Raw genomic sequence first — 18,236 nt, 5'->3', positions numbered from 1 at the left:
ATCTCATAGCCAATCTGCATAATGTGAATAATGTAGATAATGCAAATTGGGCTTCTTCAATTGTCTCGTGTGGGTGGCAAAGATTGCGATGAATACGTATGAAATGCTGATAATCTAAATTATGTAGATTGTGTAGGGTCGACGGTGATTATGGCAATTGAGATTGTGCCAACAATCTACGTAATGTACAAAATGTAGATTGTGTAGATGGCGTACGCAATCTGTCTGACACAGAATTAAGATGGACGAGCTTCATTGACCGCGTATGACCAGTGCAAAACGTACATTATCGACAAAACTCGCGCAACCTTCAACATCTACCCAATGTACATTACCTACAAAATGTACAAAATTCGCTTCTTACGGGGTGCTGAGCTATGAGTGCTGACGAGTTTGAAGGGCTCCCCGGAGCAGCTGTCTCGTTGCTCAAGGGCGGCGTGGGAAAATCCACGATTGCGCTCAACATCGCTGATCGACTCGCTGCTCGTGGCCATGAGACGGTACTATTGGATCTGGATAAGGACGGGCACATGACGACCCAGTTGGGATACGACGATGCGTACGACCGAGATGCGAACCTCGGTGACGCCCTTATCGATGGTGAGGACCCCGAAGACCTGCTTATCGAGACGGACTTCGGCGTTCACCTCCTCCCGTCGAGTAACGAGCTCGAGAATGTTGAGACGAGGCTGAAGGACGAACGGTTCGCAGACGTGAAGCTTCGACGGAACGTTGTCGATCCGCTCATTCAAAACGGATACGACTACGTGATAATTGATGCCGCAGGCGGCCGTGGGAAACTCTCCGACAACGCCCTCATCGCCGTCCAGCGCGTCATCATCCCGCTGATTCCGCGTGCTGGCTCGATCAACGGCCTCAATAAGATGATTGAACGCCAGATTTCTCCAATCCGGCAGAATATCGGGTTGGATATCCTCGCAGTCACTCCGAATATGATTCGCGAAACAATGGGGCAACGCAACGAGCATCGGACTCTCGTTGAAAATCTCAACCGGGAGTTCGGTTCATTCGTCCCCGAGTACGCTCGTGTGGACCCGGAGATCTTCGATGCCCTCGATGATTCGGGACGCACCATCGATAGTATTCCGAAGCCAGGGATTCGCGAACGGACCGCGATTTCTCGCGCGTTCAAGCAAGGAATGCCGGTCTCGGAGTTCGACGAAGATTGCGACCAGATCCCGAATTTCGACCACTTAGCGGACCTCGTGGAGGAACACAGCCATGCCTAATGAGGACGACCGTTTCGGGGACGTCGCTGAACAGCTCAAACAAACGGAGGAAGGAGCCGAATCGGATGACGACGAACGTACTGACACCCAGGATGAACCGCAACCGGATGAAGAGATAACTACTGAGGACACAGAGTCGGAGACTGAGTCCATTCCTGAGCAGGATGAGGTGGATGTGGACGAATCCACTGGTGGACCGGCCTTCTCCTTTGATGAGACCGATATGCACGGCTTCTATGTCCGGGAGGACACGTGGGATGGCGTCACCCGGATGCGATCATCGGTAACTGCTGCGTGCTCTATGTTTGATGTTCCCGAATTTGAGGGAAGAGAGTTCCAAGATGCGTGTCTCCGGGTAATTGCGGACCACGGTGAGGAGGTCGCCCTCCAGATCCTCCGGGAGCGTGGTATCGAAGCCGATGAGGAACGTGTTCAGGAAGTTGTGGAGATGCTGAGCGAGCAAGCTACGAACGACTAACATTGGGTTTGGGTGATTTCCCTTATCATTCAGATTTCGGACGCATTGTACATTATGCAGATTGTGTAGCAAGCCATCTGCTTGCAGTCTCGCGATTATTCTCGGAACCGGGTCCGAACGGCGGTCGCGGCTTTGGTATAGCGGCATATGATTTATACCGTTGGCCAAATCCGAATTTCGGGGGATAGAACCCTTCTATCATAGGAAAAATGGTTATGAGACTTCTGTCACCGGTGGTCCTGATTACGCCGGTAATCACGACCACTTTGAAGTCCCCCGCCGCCGTCGGTGAAGCACGAATGCTGCAATCGGCTCAGAAAGACGCTTCCCCGGGGGTAGAGCCGCCAAGAACAGGGTTCGAGATTTCTCTGACCCTTTTCAGCCGAGTCCGCGGAGATAGCGGGGGCAGTCCTCGTAATAGACTAGATGCCTGTGACCTATTTTATGACACAGCACGAACGGGGTTGTATGACTGGAGGTGAATCGATTTCCGAGGGCCCGATGGAACGCCAATCCACGGGTGAAGACCGGGTGCGGATGGTCGCCCGACAGGTTTCAGAGCCGCGGACAGCAAACTGGATCGCCTCTGAAGCAGACTGGTCACACGGGCCGACCAAGCGCGTCCTCGAACATCTCGTCGACGACGGCATCCTCCACCGTGACGACACCGGGGGCCACACGACATACTTCCCCGATTATCGTCGTCAAGCACTCACGGAGGCCATACGCCTTCGGGACAGCGACCACACCGTCGAAGACCTCACCGAACGGCTCACTGAGATGAATGCTCAGATCCGAGCATGGAAGGACGAGTTCGATGTCGAGTCACCGAACCGACTTCGCGGGACGATCGCTGACCAGGTACTCGGCGTCACCGAAGAGGGTCGTCGCCGAGAGATCGCGCGTGAGTGGGAACAGCTCCAACGGCGAATCGAAATTGTGGGTTTTGCCATCCGAGAGTGGGACTTTCTAGCCCCAGCGACAGAACGTGGTGAGGCCCGGAGGTGACGGACCTCGTTTTCCGCACGTCCATTGCTGGCAGATGAATATTTAGGCTGATTACGACTCACGTATAATGTTTTTATAGTAGTGGTCCGTGATACGGCACATGAACCGCGAGACGGATAGTACGAATTCGTCTGGGGCAGCTATTTCTCTTTCAATACCCCCTTCAGATCCGACTTTATTCAAACACAAGGCGACGAGCGATGTCCTTCTCTTTTTAACAAACCACCGATTCAGTGACTTCTCATTGCGAGAACTCGCGACACAGATCGGTCACTCACACCAGTCCGTCCGACGGGCAGTAAACGTTCTCAGCGCGAACGACTTGGTCGTCGAATCGGCCGAAAGCAACCAGCGACTCGTCCAGATCAACAGACAGCGCCTGTCGATTCCAGACGATCCGATCCTCCGGATTCCCCAACCAGAGTATCATCAACCCGTCAAAGCTGCGGTTACGGAGCTTCGTGAGAACATCAACGACGTTGTCGGCATCATCCTCTATGGGAGTGTGGCCCGGGGCGAGGCTGACCGACGGAGCGATATCGATCTCTGGGTGCTAACCCGGTCTGGGCGGGCCGAAAGCCAACGAGAAGCGAACGCCATTGCCCGTGACCTCGAAGATACGGAGTTCGATGGTGACCGATACGCCTACGATATCGATGTCGAGGCCGTCCAGGCGATCCCGGCGTACACCGAAGACATCCGAGAGATCGTCGTTTCAGGGATTCTGGTCTACAAGACGAATGACTTCGAAACCGTCGAGAACCTCCTCTTGGAGGAAGGAGCCTCTGATGAGTAACGGCTCGGACCCGACCGCTGTGCTCACAGCACTCGACCGTGCACAGGATGCCTTCGAGATGGTCGGACGCGGGCGAACAGCGTTCGAGGACGGGATTAGTGCCGACGAAGACTGGAAGACACAGCTGACGAAAGCGTGCCGCCTCCTCGAGGTCGTTGACACTCTCCAGTCACAGGATGGGTACTACACGGCCGTCATCGAGGTCTGTTTCGGCGCGATCGAACGGTCAATCGAGGCGTACGCGCTCGCGATGACGAACGATACGCTTCAGGACTTTCAGGACCACCAGTTCAGCTACGAGCGTGCCCACCAGATCGGGCTGTTTGAGCGGGAGACTGCAGAGGCGATGAAGGACCTCTACAGCGAGAACCGGACAGAGAGTTATTACGGCGGGGGGCGTCCAACCGAAGAGCAGGCGGAAGCAATGACTGATCTCGCCAGCGCTGTCCATCAGTTTGCAGTAAGCCAAATCCGGGAAGGCGGCGTCTGTCTGTGTGACTGACTACATTTCAACATTTCAAGAGAGCATGGACCGGAATACACCGACGGAACAGACGCCTTTGACCTCACTCTCCGAGTCGTTCGAGCGCTACCTCCAGGACAAGGGGAAAGGCCGCGGGGGCGACGGCGGGAATTATCGACGCAACGCCGCCCGCGAACTCGAACGATTTGCTGAGTGGGCCGCCGGCGACCGCGGGGGCGACGACTGGATCGGGATTGTCCCCGACGACGTCGGCCGCGACCCCACCTTCGAGGACCTCGACGAACGCGTGTTCCGGGAGTACGCCCGGCATCTTGGTGGGGATCGAGGACTCAAACAGAATACGGTACAAACCTATTACCGCTATATCTCTGCGTGGTGTGGCTGGTGCGTCAACGAGGGCTATCTCGAGGCGCACTACGCGCAGCGGGCGAGTGCGATGGCGCCGCTGCCGGAGGACGACGGCCGCAAGCCCGGTGACCAGCAGGCTTGGACGTCCGAACAACGCCACGCCCTCACCCGCCACGCCGACGAACAGGCCCGCGATGCCGTTGAGGCGTACACGACACTCCCGGAGGATACTGACCCCCTCGACAAGCAACGAGCACGCTACGCGGCGCTGAAGGCGGCTCGTGACCGGGCGCTGGTGTTCGTCCTCGCGTACACAGCTGTCCGCGTCGGGGAACTGCTCCGGGATCCCAACGACCCGCGCCGGCGCGGCGTCCGCTGGGAGGACCTCTCCCTTGACGACGGGAGTATGGACGTCTACCGGAAGAAACAGCAGTGGGACGCCGCCAGTCTCCCCGATCCGGTAATCTCGCCGCTGCGGAGTTACCGCAAGCTGATGGACCCACCGACGGAGCGCTGGCCGGTGTTTCCGACGTTCGACCAACGGACTCTCGCAGGGCTCGTTGAGGAAGAGCTAGCCGAACGAGGGGAACACCCAGAAGCGATTACTGAGCGCCGTGACGAATACGCTCGTGACCTACTGCTGGCGCTCGATGAGGACATTCGGCCGCCGTCGATCACGACGGACGGCGCACGGTCGATTCTCCAACGACTCTCGGAGGCCGCAGAAATCGACATCGACCATCCGAAACACGACTATCTGGCTCCCCACGGCGGTCGACGTGGGATGGGTGAGGTGCTTGTCCGGGCGTTCGGGTACACGGTGGCGGCCAGGTATCTCGATAACTCCGAAGAGATGGTTCGAGAGCGGTATTCACATATTGAGGCCGGAGAACTTGGCGATGTGGCGACAGAAGCACTCGACGAAATCGAACCACGGCCCCAGGGCTGAACAACCGCAGTCAGCCATCAGTCTTTGCTCGTCGGGAACCCACGTAGAGGGCTGGGAGGCCGAGCGGAAGGGCCAGTACGCCGAACCCGATTAGTGCATACTTGGTTCCGCGTGTACGCTGCAGTATCAGGACCGTGGCAACGGCGCCGAGAAGCGCAATTAGGAACGCCGCATTGCTCCAAATAACGTCGTAGGTCGAACAGTACAGCCAGCAAACGAACGTGTAGGCTGGGGCGTTCCAGGTCGGAGGATGGAGCTTCGGCCAGAAGAACCGGCAGTACGTGGTCCAGCCTAGCATTGCCACAGTCGGCAACCCGACGAGCCACACCGCTGCCCCACGATTCCTGTCGCCGTATCGTCGGTATCCAGCGAGGAAGAGTGCGGGAAAGCAGAAAACCCACAGCCAGATGCCGATAGTGTAGGTTACCGGCCAGTGTTCGATTCTCGGCTGCTGAAGCGGGAGTCTCAGCGATGGAGGAAGCGTGGCCCAGGGGAACGATGGGTCAGGGACGGGATTGGTGAACAGAGCGACGAGACAGAGAACTGTCCCAAGTACCAATCCATAGAGGCCAGCAGTCGTGTACTGCCCTATTCGAACCGGAAGTGATGGTGCTGTGTCTCCCGTGGTGGCCATGAATGGTTTTCGAGTTATGAGTCTCGTTCGAGTGCCTCTTTCCGTTGTTCGTACTCGTCGTCCGTGAGATCACCACGGGCGTAGGCGAGCCGGAGCTCCTCGAGGGCTTGATCAGTCCCGCTATTAGAGGTGGCCACTGCGCGATAGATGAGGTACCCTGCGCCGACGATGGCAGCGATGAACAGCAGCTGCATCAGTAGGCCGACGAGGACCATCCATCCGGGAACTGTTCCGTCACCCCACATATGACCACCCCACATTCCACCCATCATCGGGCCGAATCCCATCATCCCAAATCCCATGAAGAGGACGGGGAGAATGAGCAGGGCACCAAGGACGACGAGGACGATCGTGACGAGTTGGTTATCGGTTGAAGTGGTTGGCATAATTATCCCCTGAGAGTGTTCTCGGTTGAATATAGAGTCTCCTACTTGATGCTCGTTTCTGTTTATAAAACAAGGCTCAGAGGTGCTGATACTTTTGAGATATTGGATCCATTCGACGGATTCCCACCGAGGAGATAGTCAACAGCGACCGGTCGACGTCGCTTATACGTCAACCAGATTCTCTACGAAACTCTTTCAGTAGCTCTCCGCCCTAGTAGAGGTATGTCTACGACGGTCGCAACACCCGATGTGGACGAGACGTGTACGTACTGTGGATCGCGTATTTCCGATCACGATCCTATCTGTGTTCGCGACTGTGCCGACGACTGTGGCTCGCCCGAGTACTTTTGCAATTATGCCTGTCTCTCAACGTATATCGACGAGAACGAGCTGACAACGGGGAATGCGTGTGTGTGGTCACCCGACGACGGCAATTGCTGTTACGCAGGTTGCTTGCTGTACCCTCGGTCGGCGTAGGGGTATTTCACACCCGCCCGAGTAGGTAGAGAGAGAACCTGATGTGAGGTCTCACGATGGACGCTGATTCCCCTCCAAACCACTCGTCTGCCACGCACGAGCACCACGATCACAGCACCGATTCTGGTGAACACGACCATCACCAGGGGGACCACGGTGGGATGCACGAAGGGCACGAACAGATGTTTCGACGTCGGTTCTTCGTCTCTACGCTCCTCTCGATTCCCGTCCTGCTCTACAGCCCGACTCTCCAGGAATGGCTGGGCTTCACCGCCCCGACGTTTCCCGGCAGCGAGTGGATTACCCCCGTCTTCGCGGTGATCGTCTTCGCGTACGGTGGGATTCCGTTCTTACAGATGGCGAAGCCGGAGCTGAAAGACCGTTCGCCGGGGATGATGACGCTCATCTCGATGGCGATCACCGTCGCGTTCGTCTACAGTCTCGCGACCGTGGTCTTTCCCACACAGTCGGCGTTCTTCTGGGAACTCGTGACGCTGATCGACATCATGCTGCTCGGGCACTGGATAGAGATGCGCTCAGTCCGGCGCGCCTCGAGCGCCGTCGACGAGCTGGCGAAACTGATGCCGGACACGGCGGAACGACTCACCGATGACGGCGAGACCGAAGAGGTTCCTGTCAGTGAACTCTCCGAGGGCGACCGCGTGCTCGTCCGACCGGGCGCGAGCGTTCCCGCCGACGGCGTCGTCGAGGAGGGAGATTCGGACGTCAACGAGTCGATGATCACGGGTGAGTCCAAGCCCGTCTCGAAGGAGCCTGGCGACGAGGTCATCGGCGGTACCATCAACGGTGACGGCAGCCTCCGCGTCCGTGTTGGCGCAACTGGCGAGGAGACGACGCTCGCGGGCATTATGCGGCTCGTCGAGGAAGCCCAGCAGAGCAAGTCGAAGACCCAGGTGCTGGCCGACCGCGCGGCCGGCTGGCTGTTCTACGTCGCGCTCGGGGCGGCAGTCGTGACCGCAATCGCGTGGACGGTCGCGGTCTCGTTCGATGCGACCGTCATCGAACGCGTCGTCACGGTACTCGTCATCGCCTGTCCACACGCTCTTGGACTTGCCATTCCCCTCGTGGTCGCGATCAACACCTCCCTGGCGGCGCGGAACGGGATGCTCGTCCGCGACCGCATCGCGATGGAGGACGCACGGAAGCTGGACGCCATCATCTTCGACAAGACGGGGACGCTCACCGAAGGCGAGCACGGCGTCGTGGATATGGCGACCGTCGAGGGTGTCGACGAGGACGACGCGCTCGCGCTCGCGGCGGCCGTCGAGAGCGACTCCGAGCACATGATCGCGCGAGCCATCCGCGAGGCCGCCGACGAGCGCGATCTCAGCGCCCCTGATGCGACCGACTTCGAGGCGATCAAAGGACGAGGGGTTCGCGCGAACGTCGTTGGAAGCGAGGTGTACGTCGGCGGGCCGAACCTGCTCTCACAGCTCGATAGCGAGGTTCCGGGCCACCTCCAGCGGTTCGCTGACGATGCGGGAGAGAACGCACAGACGGTGGTGTATCTCGTCCGTGATGGGGAGTTGATCGCCGCGTTCGCGATGGCCGACGTGATCCGCGAGGAGAGTTTCCGCGTTGTCGACGCCCTCCACGAACTGGGGATTGAGGTGGCGATGCTGACTGGCGACTCCCAGGACGTCGCCGACGCCGTCGCGGACGAATTGGGCATCGATACGGTGTTCGCGCAGGTTCTCCCCGAAGACAAAGACGAGAAAGTCCAGGAGCTCCAAGACCAGGGGAAGCTGGTGGGGATGGTCGGCGATGGCGTGAACGATGCGCCGGCGCTGACACGAGCCGACGTCGGCATCGCGATCGGGAGCGGCACCGACGTCGCCGTCCAGTCGGCGGACGTCATCCTCGTCCAGAACAACCCCATGGATGTTGTTCGACTGGTCAAGCTGAGTACGGCGAGCTACCGGAAGATGCAGGAGAACATCGTCTGGGCGGCCGGCTACAACGTCTTCGCGATTCCGCTTGCAGCAGGCGTGTTGGCACCAATCGGAATTCTGCTGTCTCCCGCCGTGGGCGCCCTCCTGATGTCGCTGAGTACGGTGATCGTCGCAGTCAACGCACAGCTGCTTCGGCGCGTGGACCTGTCCATTCCCGAGATTCCGGGCGGGACACCATCGGCGGAGGCACAACCTGCAGACTGAAACGCTCCCGATCGCTTCGGACACTGCGTAATTTTGGTGGGTATCGCTATGCGGTCACCGATTCCACCGTTTTCCCGAGGGGTACGTAGTTCGGTATACACAGACGCTTCCTCTGATGGGCTACATAGCTACGCCAGCACTAGGTTTATACCGCTTGACGGACTTCTTTCCGGTATGACCCTCGAAGAGACGGTCGACTATCTCGCCGAGGAACTTGACCTCGAGCGAAGTGAACACGTCCGTGAGGTCGGTCAGTCGGTCGCCGAGCTTCGCGACTGATCAGAACATTTCTCTGAAGTCGCGTTCGACGAGTCCGTCCTCCAGATACGTGATGAACTCTTGTTTCGTTGGTCCTTGACGGTCGAGCAGATCGTTCCGCTCTGCACGTTTGAGGACTGCCTGCGCGAAGTCCGTACAGTGGGACTCATGCTGCTTAGCGTACTTTGAAAGGGCTTCTCGCCAGTGCATATCCAACTCGAACTCGGCTAATCGGATTTGGATCCCGTCTTTCCGTTCGACGAGGTCGACCTCCAAGTCTTCGAGTTGCTTGAATCGGAGATTGTTCCGGCGAACCGTGATGAGCCGCTTGGAATCAATGATGTAGGGATCGACCCACTCTCGCCAGGTATCGTCATCGACGTGTGTTCGTGGCATCGCAAAATCCGGGTTCACACTTTCAATACAGAACTGAAGCATCGCGATGCCAGTTCGATGATTCGCATTCGGGAGGGAATGTCGGAGAATCAAATTCGACATCACCTCTCCAGCGACGTTCGGGAGTGGGGCTCCCCAGGATACGTGATCAAGTGCCTGCTGGATCTTTCGTGGTTCGAACTCCTTGTAAAGCCGAAACTCATCCTCATCTCGAACATCGACAGCAGCTTCGAGCAATTCCACTAATCGGAAGGCGACAACTTGCCCAGGACGAGGGAGGTCACGAATACGGTCGGTCAGCCATTCCTGATCGAAGTCAATATCTTGGGCTGATTCAATCTCTGAATCGCCTTCGTAGAGCACATAGACCGGTGTCTCGAAGGGATATCCGATGAGTTTCGTCGACTCATCGGATTGCTTTCGCTGAGACCGGATTTCTGCTACCGATGCCGAGCTGTATTTGAGTGAAAAATTCTCGGCCTGTGGGTGATGATAGAAGACGAGCCGAGCCATCTTACTGTGTATTCGTCGGAAGTCGATAAAGCAGTCCCGCTTGTTTGTTGATTCTACGACTGGGTGGGAACGTTCACGTCCTCTAAATACTGGCTTTCCCACTCACGTCGCGCCTCGATCTCCCGCACTCCGCGTTGTGTGACCGTGTACATGTTCGTCCGTTTGTCGAGTTCACCTTTCTCCAGGAGGCCTTTGCCGACGAGGTCGTCGAGATTCGGATAGAGGCGGCCGTGGTTGATCTCTTGTTCGTAGTAGTCGTCAAGTTCGGCCTTTACTGCGAGCCCGTGTGGTTCCTCGAGCCCGGCGATCACGTACAAGATGTCCCGCTGGAACCCAGTTAGCTCGTGCATCCGTGTGTTCCCTATTTTTGAGGGGTGGCATATGTTCTCTCTGGTACTCAAAGGCGAAGATTCGGACCAAGGGTATCTACTAGTATACTCGTCACCGAACAGCGTTTAATATCGAGGCATCTGTATCACCGGTAATGTCCCTTCGGCTGAGGTCGCCGTTGAGGTTCCGTGGCTGTGATCGGCCGACTATCAGATGGTGGTAATCAATTGTGTCTCCATCTCAATCGCTATCTTCCACATGCGCGCTTTGTGGGGGGACTGTCCCCGATGATCGAGACGTAGCTGAAGACGACATCGTCTTCTGCTGTGATGGATGTCGAAACGTCCATCGAGTGCTCGGTAGCGATGGAGATCACAGTCGGATGGCTCCGACGGACGATATCATGCGCAAGCCTGAGTCTGGAACGGACGAGCGCGAGGCAGCCATGCATCGATCAGGAGCTGAGGACCGTGTCTTCCTCCAAGTCGACGGGATGCACTGTGCGACGTGTGAGGGATTTCTCGAATCGGTCGCCAAGGATTGCGAAGGCGTCGTCGATGCGGCAGCAAGCTACGTGACCGAGACGGTTCGTATCACATACGATCCTGATCGCGTCTCAAAGGAGACTCTCTGTGATGCCCTGAGTACGCTCGGTTATTCGGCAACCCTTCGTGCTGGAGGGAATAATGGCTCACCGACTGTAATCGGACAGTCACGGCGATCTGACGAGCCGAATGAACGAGGGATTGATGAGGTGCTGGGATTCCGTTACGCTGTTGGCGTCATTTTTGGGACGTTCATGGTCCTCCCGTATGCGGTTCTCCTCTATCCGGCGCAGCTCTCGTCATTCTTTGGCGATGGGACGCTCGATATGTACGCGAGTGCGTCCGGACTCGGCGGTGGAGATGGCCTGTTGATCCTGCCACTCTTCCTCGTTTTGACAGGGGTGGTTCTGTTATTCACTGGCCTCCCACTGTTACAAGGTGCGTATGTTAGTCTGAAGATGCGACAGCCGAACACAGACCTGCTCGTCGCACTTACCATCGTGAGTGCCTACGTGTACAGTACGATTGCCTTTCTCCTCGGTCGGATCGATGTTTTCTACGACCTCACGATTCTGGTTGCCGCGAGTGTGGTGGCTGCTATCTTCTACGAATCCCTGAGCAAACAGCGAGCGATGGATCGCCTGACGAATCTCACTATCTCTCACGTCACCGAGGCCAGGCGGTATGGCGCCGATGGGATGACAACGATGGTCGACGTACACGATCTGGAACCTGGGGAGCGTGTCCTCGTCTGCGAGGGCGAACGAATCCCGGTCGATGGAGTTCTCGCTGAGGGTGAGTGCACGGTCGATGAAGCGATCGTGACGGGCGAGTCGCTCCCGGTATCGAAGCGAGCGGGCGACGACGTCGTCGGCGGGGCGGTCGTCACAAATGGTGCTGCTGTTCTCACAGTGAGCGATGGGACAACCAGTAGTATCGATCGCCTCATCACCTCGGTCTGGAATCTCCAGAGCGGGGAGCACGGCGTCCAGCGGCAGGCCGACCGGCTCGCGTCGGTCATCATCCCGGTCGTCGTCGGTGGGGCGGTACTCACTGGATTGGGGTCGCTTCTGGTGGGGACTGGCATTCCCGTCGCCGTCCTGACGGCGCTGGGAGTTCTCCTGGTTGGGTGTCTGTGGGCACTTGGCCTGGCAACCCCGCTCTCGGTGGCAACCAGTATCGAACAAGCGGTAGAGCGGGGAATCGTCATCTTCGACGAGACCGTCTTCGAGCGCCTTCGGAACGTCGACGTCGTCGTCTTCGACAAAACGGGGACTATCACAACCGGCCAGATGGATGTCCTCGAGGCGGATGCACCGTCGGATCTCCTTGAAATCGTCGCGGCCCTCGAACAGCGAGCATCCCACCCGGCGGCCGCCGCGATCGTGAATACGTTCGTACAGGGGAGCCAGGACGACGACCGACCGAGGGCCGATGGGGGTGTTACCGATGGAAGTGACCACGAGCACGCAGCGGACATCACTGAATTCACGAGCCACGCGACCGGCGTCGAAGGAGTCGTCGCGGACACGCGCGTTCTCGTCGGGAATCTCGATCTCTTCGCGGACCTGGGGTGGTCGGTGAGCGAGCAGATCGCGACGCGGGCCACAGGGGCACGAACGGCCGGTCAGCTACCGGTCGTCGTCGGCCGTGACGGTCATGCAGAGGGCGTCATCGTCGTGGGAGACGAACCACGCCCGAGTTGGGATGACACACTCACGCAACTGAGTGATCGTGATATCGAGATCGTCGTTCTGACCGGCGATGACGAGGCCGCCACTGACTTTCTCGACAGCCACCCTGCCGTCGATCACGTGTTCGCGGGGGTCCCACCCGCAGGCAAGACCGCGACGATTCGGCGGTTGCAGTCCCGGGGACAGGTTACGATGGTCGGTGATGGAACGAACGATGCGCCGGCCCTAGCGACCGCAGACCTGGGAATCTCGCTCGGTGGGGGGACGGCACTCGCATCCGATGCCGCGGATATTTCTATCGTCGATGACGACCTCGCGGCGGTGGAGACGACGTTCGATCTCGCAGATGCAGCTCGTCGGCGTGTCACACAGAACAACGGGCCAGCGCTGCTCTATAATCTGGTCACGATGCCCCTCGCAGCGACGGGGTTGCTGAATCCGGTGTTCGCGATGGGTGCGGTCGTGGCGACCGGCGGTCTCCTCGCGGCGAACTCGTTTCGAGACCTGCTTCACGAGTAGCGGATCAAATCCTACGAAGCGGCAGATACCTACTGTAACCGGATGAAGACGGCCCCTATTGCTTCATTCGAGGAACTCGAAGGCACCGAGGCCCGCGTACCCGACTACAAAGCCTGCTACGATGATGCCTCCAGAGAGAATCTGGTAGAACGGCGTCGACGGCAGGAAGCCGGTCGCAAGGGTACCGACAACGATCAGTACCGCTGCCAGTCCAAACAATCCGTAGCGTCGATGTTTGCTCTCCATATCTTGAGACATCCGTCAACCGTGTTCTCACGGTAGATCTCTCATTTCAGTCGGCTGGGATGATGGCGGCCGATTGATCGGGCTGTCGGGCTGCTTGGACCGAGTAGAGTAGACTCCCGGTGAAGAGGATGAAGCTCCCGACAATGAATACCGCACTGAGCGGCGAAGCGGAATCGACGAACACCCAGTAGAGAGGGGCGGCAATCGATGGCCCGGCAGCAAGCACCGCGATCTTCGCGACGAGTGGCCCACAGCACCCACAGGTACACGTCCCGACGATTGCAGCACTTCCCGCGGTTCCTTCGGTCATACCAGCCCGTTCCTCAACACGCCAGTGCCGGGCGATGAGAGCGGCGTTCAGCCCGATGAGTGCGCTCAGCAGCCCGACGATGATGACCTGGCCGGGGGACACGGCCAGGAAGAACGGGATATGTACGTACGGGAGGTGCGGAATCGCGATTTCGAGCGTGGGCCACGACACCAGCTGATAGATCGCGGGCAGCACGACGACCGTCACCTCCTCGGGGAAGCCCTCCTCGGGGAAAAACGAGAGGTAGCCCGTCACGGTAACGAAAAAGAGCGCTAACACGATGCCGACGCCGATGCCGAAGCGACGCGCAACCGGATCACGCATAACTGCGCGAATGACACTCCCTGCGTCCTTCCAGACGACATACCCGACCAGGAGTGGCGTGCCGAGGACGATGGCGTACCCGAGTGGATGGGTATCGCTTGCCAGTCCATGAAGCAGGTAAGGGTACGAGATCCACAGTCCCATGAGGATACCAAGGAACGTGTACCGTGGCCGGGATGGCCAGCGGAGCCACCCAACGACGAAGCTCGCGACCATGATGCCCAAGCCACTCAGTAGGGCAAGTGGTTGATACCACGACCGGGGAAACGGCATCGAGCTCGCGGTATATGTGGGATCTGGCGAGAGTCCTTCGAAGAGTACGGCTCCAAGCGCAGTGATAGCGATACCGGCGAACACGCCGTACAGAGCGGTTGTCGCCGTGACTCGATCGAACCGTTTGAGGAGGACGAACCCTCCGAGGATGAGGGCACCGACCAGTGCCAAGATGAGTCCGTGTTCTTGGGAGAGTCCACCGCTTCCGGTTGTACCGTGGGCGGACGCGACTGGAACCTGAGTGAGCGTACCAATCGCGGCGAGAAGTACAGAGAGTGGCCGAACAGACCCAATTCGAGAGGCCTGTCCACGGGAGGATTCCCCCCGTTGTTGGCGCTCTTCCGGTGACATTATTCGACCTTGGATAGGGAGCCACTTCTACCTGACTGATTTCTCCTCTGAATCCCGGATTTGCCTGTCTTGTATCCTCAGGGTGTGGAAATACCCTCCTCCGAAAGTATGACCAACACGGTGAATTCACTCGCCGTCCAGAAACACGAGGAACTGTATGTGCTTGAGGAACCAGACCGGAAGAACGGCCCCAACCCCTGCAGCGAGTGGGAGACTATTCGATGCCGTCCACACAATCTGTCCAAGTACGGTTCCAATAATCAAAACGCCGTTGTATGCAATCGCATTCACCGCTAAATCGCCTTTCGACTCAGGTCGGGGCCACTTGATGAGACTGAGCTTGACCGCTGACGTCCGGCCGGAAGCTACTGCGACAAGAAGTCCGAGTAAGCCGGATACAAACCATCCGAGTACAGCCGGTGGCCAGCTATATACGACCGTGGCGGCGGCAAGAACAAACAGACACGGGCTAGTGAGTGTACCGATTTCTACAGAGAGATAGCGGGTCAAAATGTGTTCTTCGGTCTCTTGTTGTGCGGTGGCCATCTGTGATAGTTATGAGTAGAGCAGTGGAACGGATCAGGGATGCTCCGTCGAGGATTTGAACCCCGGTCCTCGACGAGAGATGCCGAGATGATTGGCCGAGCTACACCAACGGAGCATCTTGAACTCGCTGGTCACTCCTGTTAAGCCTGACCACTTCATCAAACGGTTCGATATACTCAGGCGCCTACGTGGAATCTGTAGTATCGATCACCCATTGTTTGATGAGCTCATTCACGTTGTAGAAGAGAATTCCAACCGAGACGAGTGTTGTGACAAAATAAATAATCAATCCTGGCGGGCCACCAATCGATGTGCCAATCGCACCTCCTCCGAACCCGACAACCGTAAGCTCAACCCACGTCACTACGATACGAGACAGCAATCGGGGTTCCGAACTGGATTGTATTGATACCATCGTCTCAGGTCACCATCTTCACGAACTGATGTTGATTTCTCATTGGATTCTATCCTCACAATTCAACGACACGCTGTTGCCTGATTATGCGTCTCATCCGTACGTTCCCTCAGTATCGACGGGACCACTGAACGCTGAATAGAGCACGATAAAGTATATGAGCACAATCGGCAGCAGCACGCTCGCCATGATCGACATGAGATTGAGCGGAAGCGTCGAGATGATCGCATCTCGGATGGTGAGTCCAGCCGTTCGATCGACGACGGGGAACAGTAGGGTCGCAACGAGCCCTACGAATCCGAAGACGAGCGCGACTGTCGCCGCGAACGCGGCGTAGTACCGACGTTTGCGGAGCGCGACGACGTAGATTCCCGTCAGAGTTGCAGTGAGAATTATAAGTGCAACGACGGTGGGGGATCGGAAAGAGGAGCGCAGCCCTGGTTCGGTCACGTATATCGCTCCGAGAGTGATGATTGCTCCACCAAGATAACCCACGGCGGCTCGAATACCGTAGGTCCGCATTTCGCCTCGCAGCGCGCCGCGGGTTTTCAGCCCGAGGAATGCCGCCCCGTCGACGATCGTGAGGGTGAGGACTGTGAGACCACCGAGGACCCCCACTGGGGTGATCAGGCTGGTCGCCCCGAGCAGCCAGTTCATCACGAACAGCCCTAGCAGAAACGGCGTCACGGTACTCCCGATGACGAACGAGTAGCCCCAGAGTGTCCGCCAACGGTCATTTTCGCGCTCCTCGTACATCTCGGGAGCGAGCCCTCGGAGCCCGAGTGCGGCGAGAATCGCGAACATCAACAGATAGTACCGGCTGAAGAGGTTCGCGTAGACGGACGGAAACGCCGCGAATAGTGCTCCACCAAAGACGACGAGCCAGACCTCGTTCCCGTCCCAGAACGGCCCAACAGCCGCCAACAGCTGTTCTTTCTCGTGGTCGTCGTCACGGGTCGCAAACAGGACGCCCACGCCGAAGTCGAACCCGTCGAGAAAGAGAAACATCCCGAATATGAAGAACAGCAGCGCGAACCAGAGCTCGGCGAGTGGTAATCCGAATAGCGGCTTCGTGGCCAGCGATCCGACGCTAGTCACTAGATGTCACCTCCGTTTTCGATGGAGGGGCGCGGTCACTCAGTCTGAGTTCATTGTAGGATGGTGGCCCTTCTCTGATGATGCGACTGACGACGTACGTGTAGAGGCTCAACAACAGGGCGTACCCGGTGGCGAAGCCGATGAGCGTGAACGTTGCTTCTGCACCTGTTAAATCGGAGGAAACGCCAGCACTTGTTTTCATCACTCCTTGAATGACCCATGGTTGTCGCCCGACCTCGGTAACGATCCAGCCGACTTCCACGGCGAGGAACCCTAAGAGAGATGAGGCCATCAAAGCCTTGTGTAATAGGTCGTCCTCGAAGAGTTCCCCACGCCACCATCGATAGGCACCCCAGACGGCCAACAGGATGAACCAGAAGCCGAGCGCAACCATGATTCGGAACGCCCAGAAGACGATCGCCACTGGTGGGGCTTTCGTCGAGAAGGATTCGAGGCCACGTATTGTCGCCTGTGGGTTTCCGCCACTCGCGAGCCAGGATGCTCCCCCCGGGATGCCGATGCCAAATAGCTCTTTCGTGCGTGGGTTCAGCAGGTCGTTGACGTCCGTGGGGAACGCGACAATATACTCGGGGACGTAGGAGTCTGTTTCCCAGACGGCTTCCATCGCGGCGAATTTCTGGGGTTGGGTTTCAGAGACGTGGCGGGCATACTCATCGCCCTGAATTACCTGTAGTGGAGCCGTGATGAGGAGAACAACGAGCGCGATTTTGAGCGTCTTCTCCCAGACATTGATGTGTTCAATTGGGTAGCCCCAGACGTGGTGCCGGAACACGTAGTAGGCCGCGACGCCGGCCATGAAGAGCGCCACCGACTCGACTGCGGCGTTCTGCATGTGGACGAACATATAGGGGAATCTCGGGTTGAGGTAGGCCGCGAGCGGATCGGTGAGTTTTACGACTCGCTGGCCGTTCTCGACGACGATCTCGAAGCCCCGAGGCGTCTGCATCCAGGAGTTCGCGATAAGGATCCACACGGCCGAGAGCCACGTCCCGAGCCCGACCGCGATACTCGAGAGGAAGTAGAGGCGGTCCGAGACGCGGTCACGGCCGAAGACGAAGATGCCGAGGAACGTCGCCTCCAGCATGAACGCCATCATCCCTTCGAGCGCGAGCGGGCCGCCAAACAGCTCCCCGGCGGTAGTCGAGAACGCGGCGAAGTTCGTTCCGAATTCGAACTCGAGGACGAGTCCGGTCACTGTGCCAACGACGAAGCTGACCGCAAAGATGCGCGTCCAGAACCGACGTAACTGTTCGTACACTGGCTGTTCTGTACGAATCTCTTTCCATGTAAAATAGATGAGAAACGGTGCAAGTCCCATACTCATCACTGGGAAGATGATGTGAACGATCGTGGTGAGCGCAAACTGGAGTCGGCTCGCAAGAACGGGATCAACCATCGGGCTCACCTCGA

Annotated in this window: 18 protein-coding genes and 1 tRNA gene; 9 read left to right on the top strand and 10 right to left on the bottom strand. The window is 58.0% G+C overall.

Going from position 1 to position 18,236, the window contains the following annotated elements; genetic code table 11:
• Positions 1 to 377 precede the first annotated feature (377 nt).
• The 6 genes from NJQ98_RS17710 (at position 378) to NJQ98_RS17685 (ending at position 5,313) form a co-directional block, all read left to right on the top strand.
• Positions 378 to 1,250 (top strand): ParA family protein, encoded by an 873-nt coding sequence (locus NJQ98_RS17710; RefSeq protein ID WP_004594451.1) that lies wholly within the window; start codon positions 378 to 380, stop codon positions 1,248 to 1,250.
• Positions 1,243 to 1,728 carry a DUF7970 domain-containing protein gene (locus NJQ98_RS17705; protein ID WP_262181125.1) on the top strand — a complete coding sequence of 162 codons (486 nt, stop codon included), beginning with the start codon at positions 1,243 to 1,245 and terminating at the stop codon, positions 1,726 to 1,728. The genes NJQ98_RS17710 and NJQ98_RS17705 overlap by 8 nt, the downstream gene beginning before the upstream one ends.
• Before the next feature lie 426 nt (positions 1,729 to 2,154).
• Positions 2,155 to 2,736 (top strand): DUF7342 family protein, encoded by a 582-nt coding sequence (locus tag NJQ98_RS17700; protein WP_348533586.1) that lies wholly within the window; start codon positions 2,155 to 2,157, stop codon positions 2,734 to 2,736.
• Positions 2,737 to 2,836: 100 nt separating this feature from the next.
• The gene (locus NJQ98_RS17695; RefSeq protein ID WP_262181121.1) at positions 2,837 to 3,532 is read left to right on the top strand and encodes a nucleotidyltransferase domain-containing protein; all 696 of its coding nucleotides are present in this window, start codon (positions 2,837 to 2,839) and stop codon (positions 3,530 to 3,532) included.
• Positions 3,525 to 4,034 (top strand): DUF8154 family protein, encoded by a 510-nt coding sequence (locus tag NJQ98_RS17690; RefSeq protein WP_257301013.1) that lies wholly within the window; start codon positions 3,525 to 3,527, stop codon positions 4,032 to 4,034. The genes NJQ98_RS17695 and NJQ98_RS17690 overlap by 8 nt, the downstream gene beginning before the upstream one ends.
• A gap of 25 nt (positions 4,035 to 4,059) precedes the next feature.
• Complete coding sequence (locus NJQ98_RS17685; protein ID WP_262181115.1) at positions 4,060 to 5,313, top strand: site-specific integrase; 1,254 nt, start codon at positions 4,060 to 4,062, stop codon at positions 5,311 to 5,313.
• 10 nt (positions 5,314 to 5,323) lie between these two features.
• Here the strand turns inward: NJQ98_RS17685 and NJQ98_RS17680 are convergent, their stop codons facing one another.
• Both NJQ98_RS17680 and NJQ98_RS17675 read right to left on the bottom strand, forming a co-directional pair.
• Positions 5,324 to 5,947 (bottom strand): hypothetical protein, encoded by a 624-nt coding sequence (locus NJQ98_RS17680; protein ID WP_262181112.1) that lies wholly within the window; start codon positions 5,945 to 5,947, stop codon positions 5,324 to 5,326.
• Between the two features lie 14 nt (positions 5,948 to 5,961).
• Positions 5,962 to 6,333: an SHOCT domain-containing protein gene (locus NJQ98_RS17675; RefSeq protein WP_123124795.1), complete on the bottom strand. Its 372-nt coding sequence runs from the start codon at positions 6,331 to 6,333 to the stop codon at positions 5,962 to 5,964.
• Positions 6,334 to 6,555: 222 nt separating this feature from the next.
• Between NJQ98_RS17675 and NJQ98_RS17670 the strand changes: the two genes are divergently transcribed.
• Positions 6,556 to 6,810 carry a hypothetical protein gene (locus NJQ98_RS17670; protein ID WP_262181106.1) on the top strand — a complete coding sequence of 85 codons (255 nt, stop codon included), beginning with the start codon at positions 6,556 to 6,558 and terminating at the stop codon, positions 6,808 to 6,810.
• Positions 6,811 to 6,971: 161 nt separating this feature from the next.
• Complete coding sequence (locus tag NJQ98_RS17665; protein ID WP_262181303.1) at positions 6,972 to 8,987, top strand: heavy metal translocating P-type ATPase; 2,016 nt, start codon at positions 6,972 to 6,974, stop codon at positions 8,985 to 8,987.
• Between the two features lie 279 nt (positions 8,988 to 9,266).
• On the opposite strand, the gene NJQ98_RS17660 is transcribed toward NJQ98_RS17665, so the two are convergent.
• Positions 9,267 to 10,154, bottom strand: coding sequence for a DUF8172 family protein (locus NJQ98_RS17660; protein WP_262181104.1), 888 nt, complete (start codon positions 10,152 to 10,154; stop codon positions 9,267 to 9,269).
• A gap of 53 nt (positions 10,155 to 10,207) precedes the next feature.
• Entirely contained in the window at positions 10,208 to 10,504 is a 297-nt protein-coding gene (locus NJQ98_RS17655; RefSeq protein WP_262181103.1) for a PadR family transcriptional regulator, read from the bottom strand.
• A 362-nt stretch (positions 10,505 to 10,866) separates the two neighbouring features.
• Between NJQ98_RS17655 and NJQ98_RS17650 the strand changes: the two genes are divergently transcribed.
• On the top strand, positions 10,867 to 13,242 hold the full coding sequence (locus tag NJQ98_RS17650) for a heavy metal translocating P-type ATPase (RefSeq protein WP_262181100.1): 2,376 nt from the start codon (positions 10,867 to 10,869) through the stop codon (positions 13,240 to 13,242).
• Between the two features lie 63 nt (positions 13,243 to 13,305).
• Here NJQ98_RS17650 and NJQ98_RS17645 read toward each other — a convergent pair whose 3' ends face one another.
• The 6 genes from NJQ98_RS17645 to NJQ98_RS17620 all read right to left on the bottom strand — a co-directional run bounded on the left by NJQ98_RS17645 (position 13,306) and on the right by NJQ98_RS17620 (position 18,222).
• Positions 13,306 to 13,488 (bottom strand): hypothetical protein, encoded by a 183-nt coding sequence (locus tag NJQ98_RS17645; protein ID WP_185903333.1) that lies wholly within the window; start codon positions 13,486 to 13,488, stop codon positions 13,306 to 13,308.
• Positions 13,489 to 13,534: 46 nt separating this feature from the next.
• A complete protein-coding gene (locus tag NJQ98_RS17640) occupies positions 13,535 to 14,566 on the bottom strand; it encodes a hypothetical protein (protein ID WP_262181096.1) in 1,032 nt (343 codons plus the stop codon).
• 306 nt (positions 14,567 to 14,872) lie between these two features.
• On the bottom strand, positions 14,873 to 15,292 hold the full coding sequence (locus NJQ98_RS17635; protein WP_142980612.1) for a DUF8215 family protein: 420 nt from the start codon (positions 15,290 to 15,292) through the stop codon (positions 14,873 to 14,875).
• 40 nt (positions 15,293 to 15,332) lie between these two features.
• Positions 15,333 to 15,407: transfer RNA gene (locus tag NJQ98_RS17630), tRNA-Glu, on the bottom strand.
• A 393-nt stretch (positions 15,408 to 15,800) separates the two neighbouring features.
• Positions 15,801 to 16,805 carry a cytochrome d ubiquinol oxidase subunit II gene (gene cydB, locus NJQ98_RS17625; RefSeq protein ID WP_262181092.1) on the bottom strand — a complete coding sequence of 335 codons (1,005 nt, stop codon included), beginning with the start codon at positions 16,803 to 16,805 and terminating at the stop codon, positions 15,801 to 15,803.
• Entirely contained in the window at positions 16,798 to 18,222 is a 1,425-nt protein-coding gene (locus tag NJQ98_RS17620) for a cytochrome ubiquinol oxidase subunit I (RefSeq protein WP_142980615.1), read from the bottom strand. The genes cydB and NJQ98_RS17620 overlap by 8 nt, the downstream gene beginning before the upstream one ends.
• Positions 18,223 to 18,236: the final 14 nt, after the last annotated feature.

The organism is Haloarcula laminariae (assembly GCF_025457605.1).
GTDB lineage: Archaea > Halobacteriota > Halobacteria > Halobacteriales > Haloarculaceae > Haloarcula > Haloarcula laminariae.
The sequence above is the reverse complement of the archived record's forward strand: the minus strand, read 5'-3'. Positions and strand labels throughout refer to the sequence as shown.

Bases quoted from the DNA above. Each gene is read 5' to 3' on its own strand.
- NJQ98_RS17710 (WP_004594451.1), top strand. From the start codon at position 378: ATGAGTGCTGACGAGTTTGAAGGGCTCCCCGGAGCAGCTGTCTCGTTG.
- NJQ98_RS17705 (WP_262181125.1), top strand. From the start codon at position 1,243: ATGCCTAATGAGGACGACCGTTTCGGGGACGTCGCTGAACAGCTCAAA.
- NJQ98_RS17700 (WP_348533586.1), top strand. From the start codon at position 2,155: ATGCCTGTGACCTATTTTATGACACAGCACGAACGGGGTTGTATGACT.
- NJQ98_RS17695 (WP_262181121.1), top strand. From the start codon at position 2,837: ATGAACCGCGAGACGGATAGTACGAATTCGTCTGGGGCAGCTATTTCT.
- NJQ98_RS17690 (WP_257301013.1), top strand. From the start codon at position 3,525: ATGAGTAACGGCTCGGACCCGACCGCTGTGCTCACAGCACTCGACCGT.
- NJQ98_RS17685 (WP_262181115.1), top strand. From the start codon at position 4,060: ATGGACCGGAATACACCGACGGAACAGACGCCTTTGACCTCACTCTCC.
- NJQ98_RS17680 (WP_262181112.1), bottom strand. From the start codon at position 5,947: ATGGCCACCACGGGAGACACAGCACCATCACTTCCGGTTCGAATAGGG.
- NJQ98_RS17675 (WP_123124795.1), bottom strand. From the start codon at position 6,333: ATGCCAACCACTTCAACCGATAACCAACTCGTCACGATCGTCCTCGTC.
- NJQ98_RS17670 (WP_262181106.1), top strand. From the start codon at position 6,556: ATGTCTACGACGGTCGCAACACCCGATGTGGACGAGACGTGTACGTAC.
- NJQ98_RS17665 (WP_262181303.1), top strand. From the start codon at position 6,972: ATGCACGAAGGGCACGAACAGATGTTTCGACGTCGGTTCTTCGTCTCT.
- NJQ98_RS17660 (WP_262181104.1), bottom strand. From the start codon at position 10,154: ATGGCTCGGCTCGTCTTCTATCATCACCCACAGGCCGAGAATTTTTCA.
- NJQ98_RS17655 (WP_262181103.1), bottom strand. From the start codon at position 10,504: ATGCACGAGCTAACTGGGTTCCAGCGGGACATCTTGTACGTGATCGCC.
- NJQ98_RS17650 (WP_262181100.1), top strand. From the start codon at position 10,867: ATGGCTCCGACGGACGATATCATGCGCAAGCCTGAGTCTGGAACGGAC.
- NJQ98_RS17645 (WP_185903333.1), bottom strand. From the start codon at position 13,488: ATGGAGAGCAAACATCGACGCTACGGATTGTTTGGACTGGCAGCGGTA.
- NJQ98_RS17635 (WP_142980612.1), bottom strand. From the start codon at position 15,292: ATGGCCACCGCACAACAAGAGACCGAAGAACACATTTTGACCCGCTAT.
- NJQ98_RS17620 (WP_142980615.1), bottom strand. From the start codon at position 18,222: ATGGTTGATCCCGTTCTTGCGAGCCGACTCCAGTTTGCGCTCACCACG.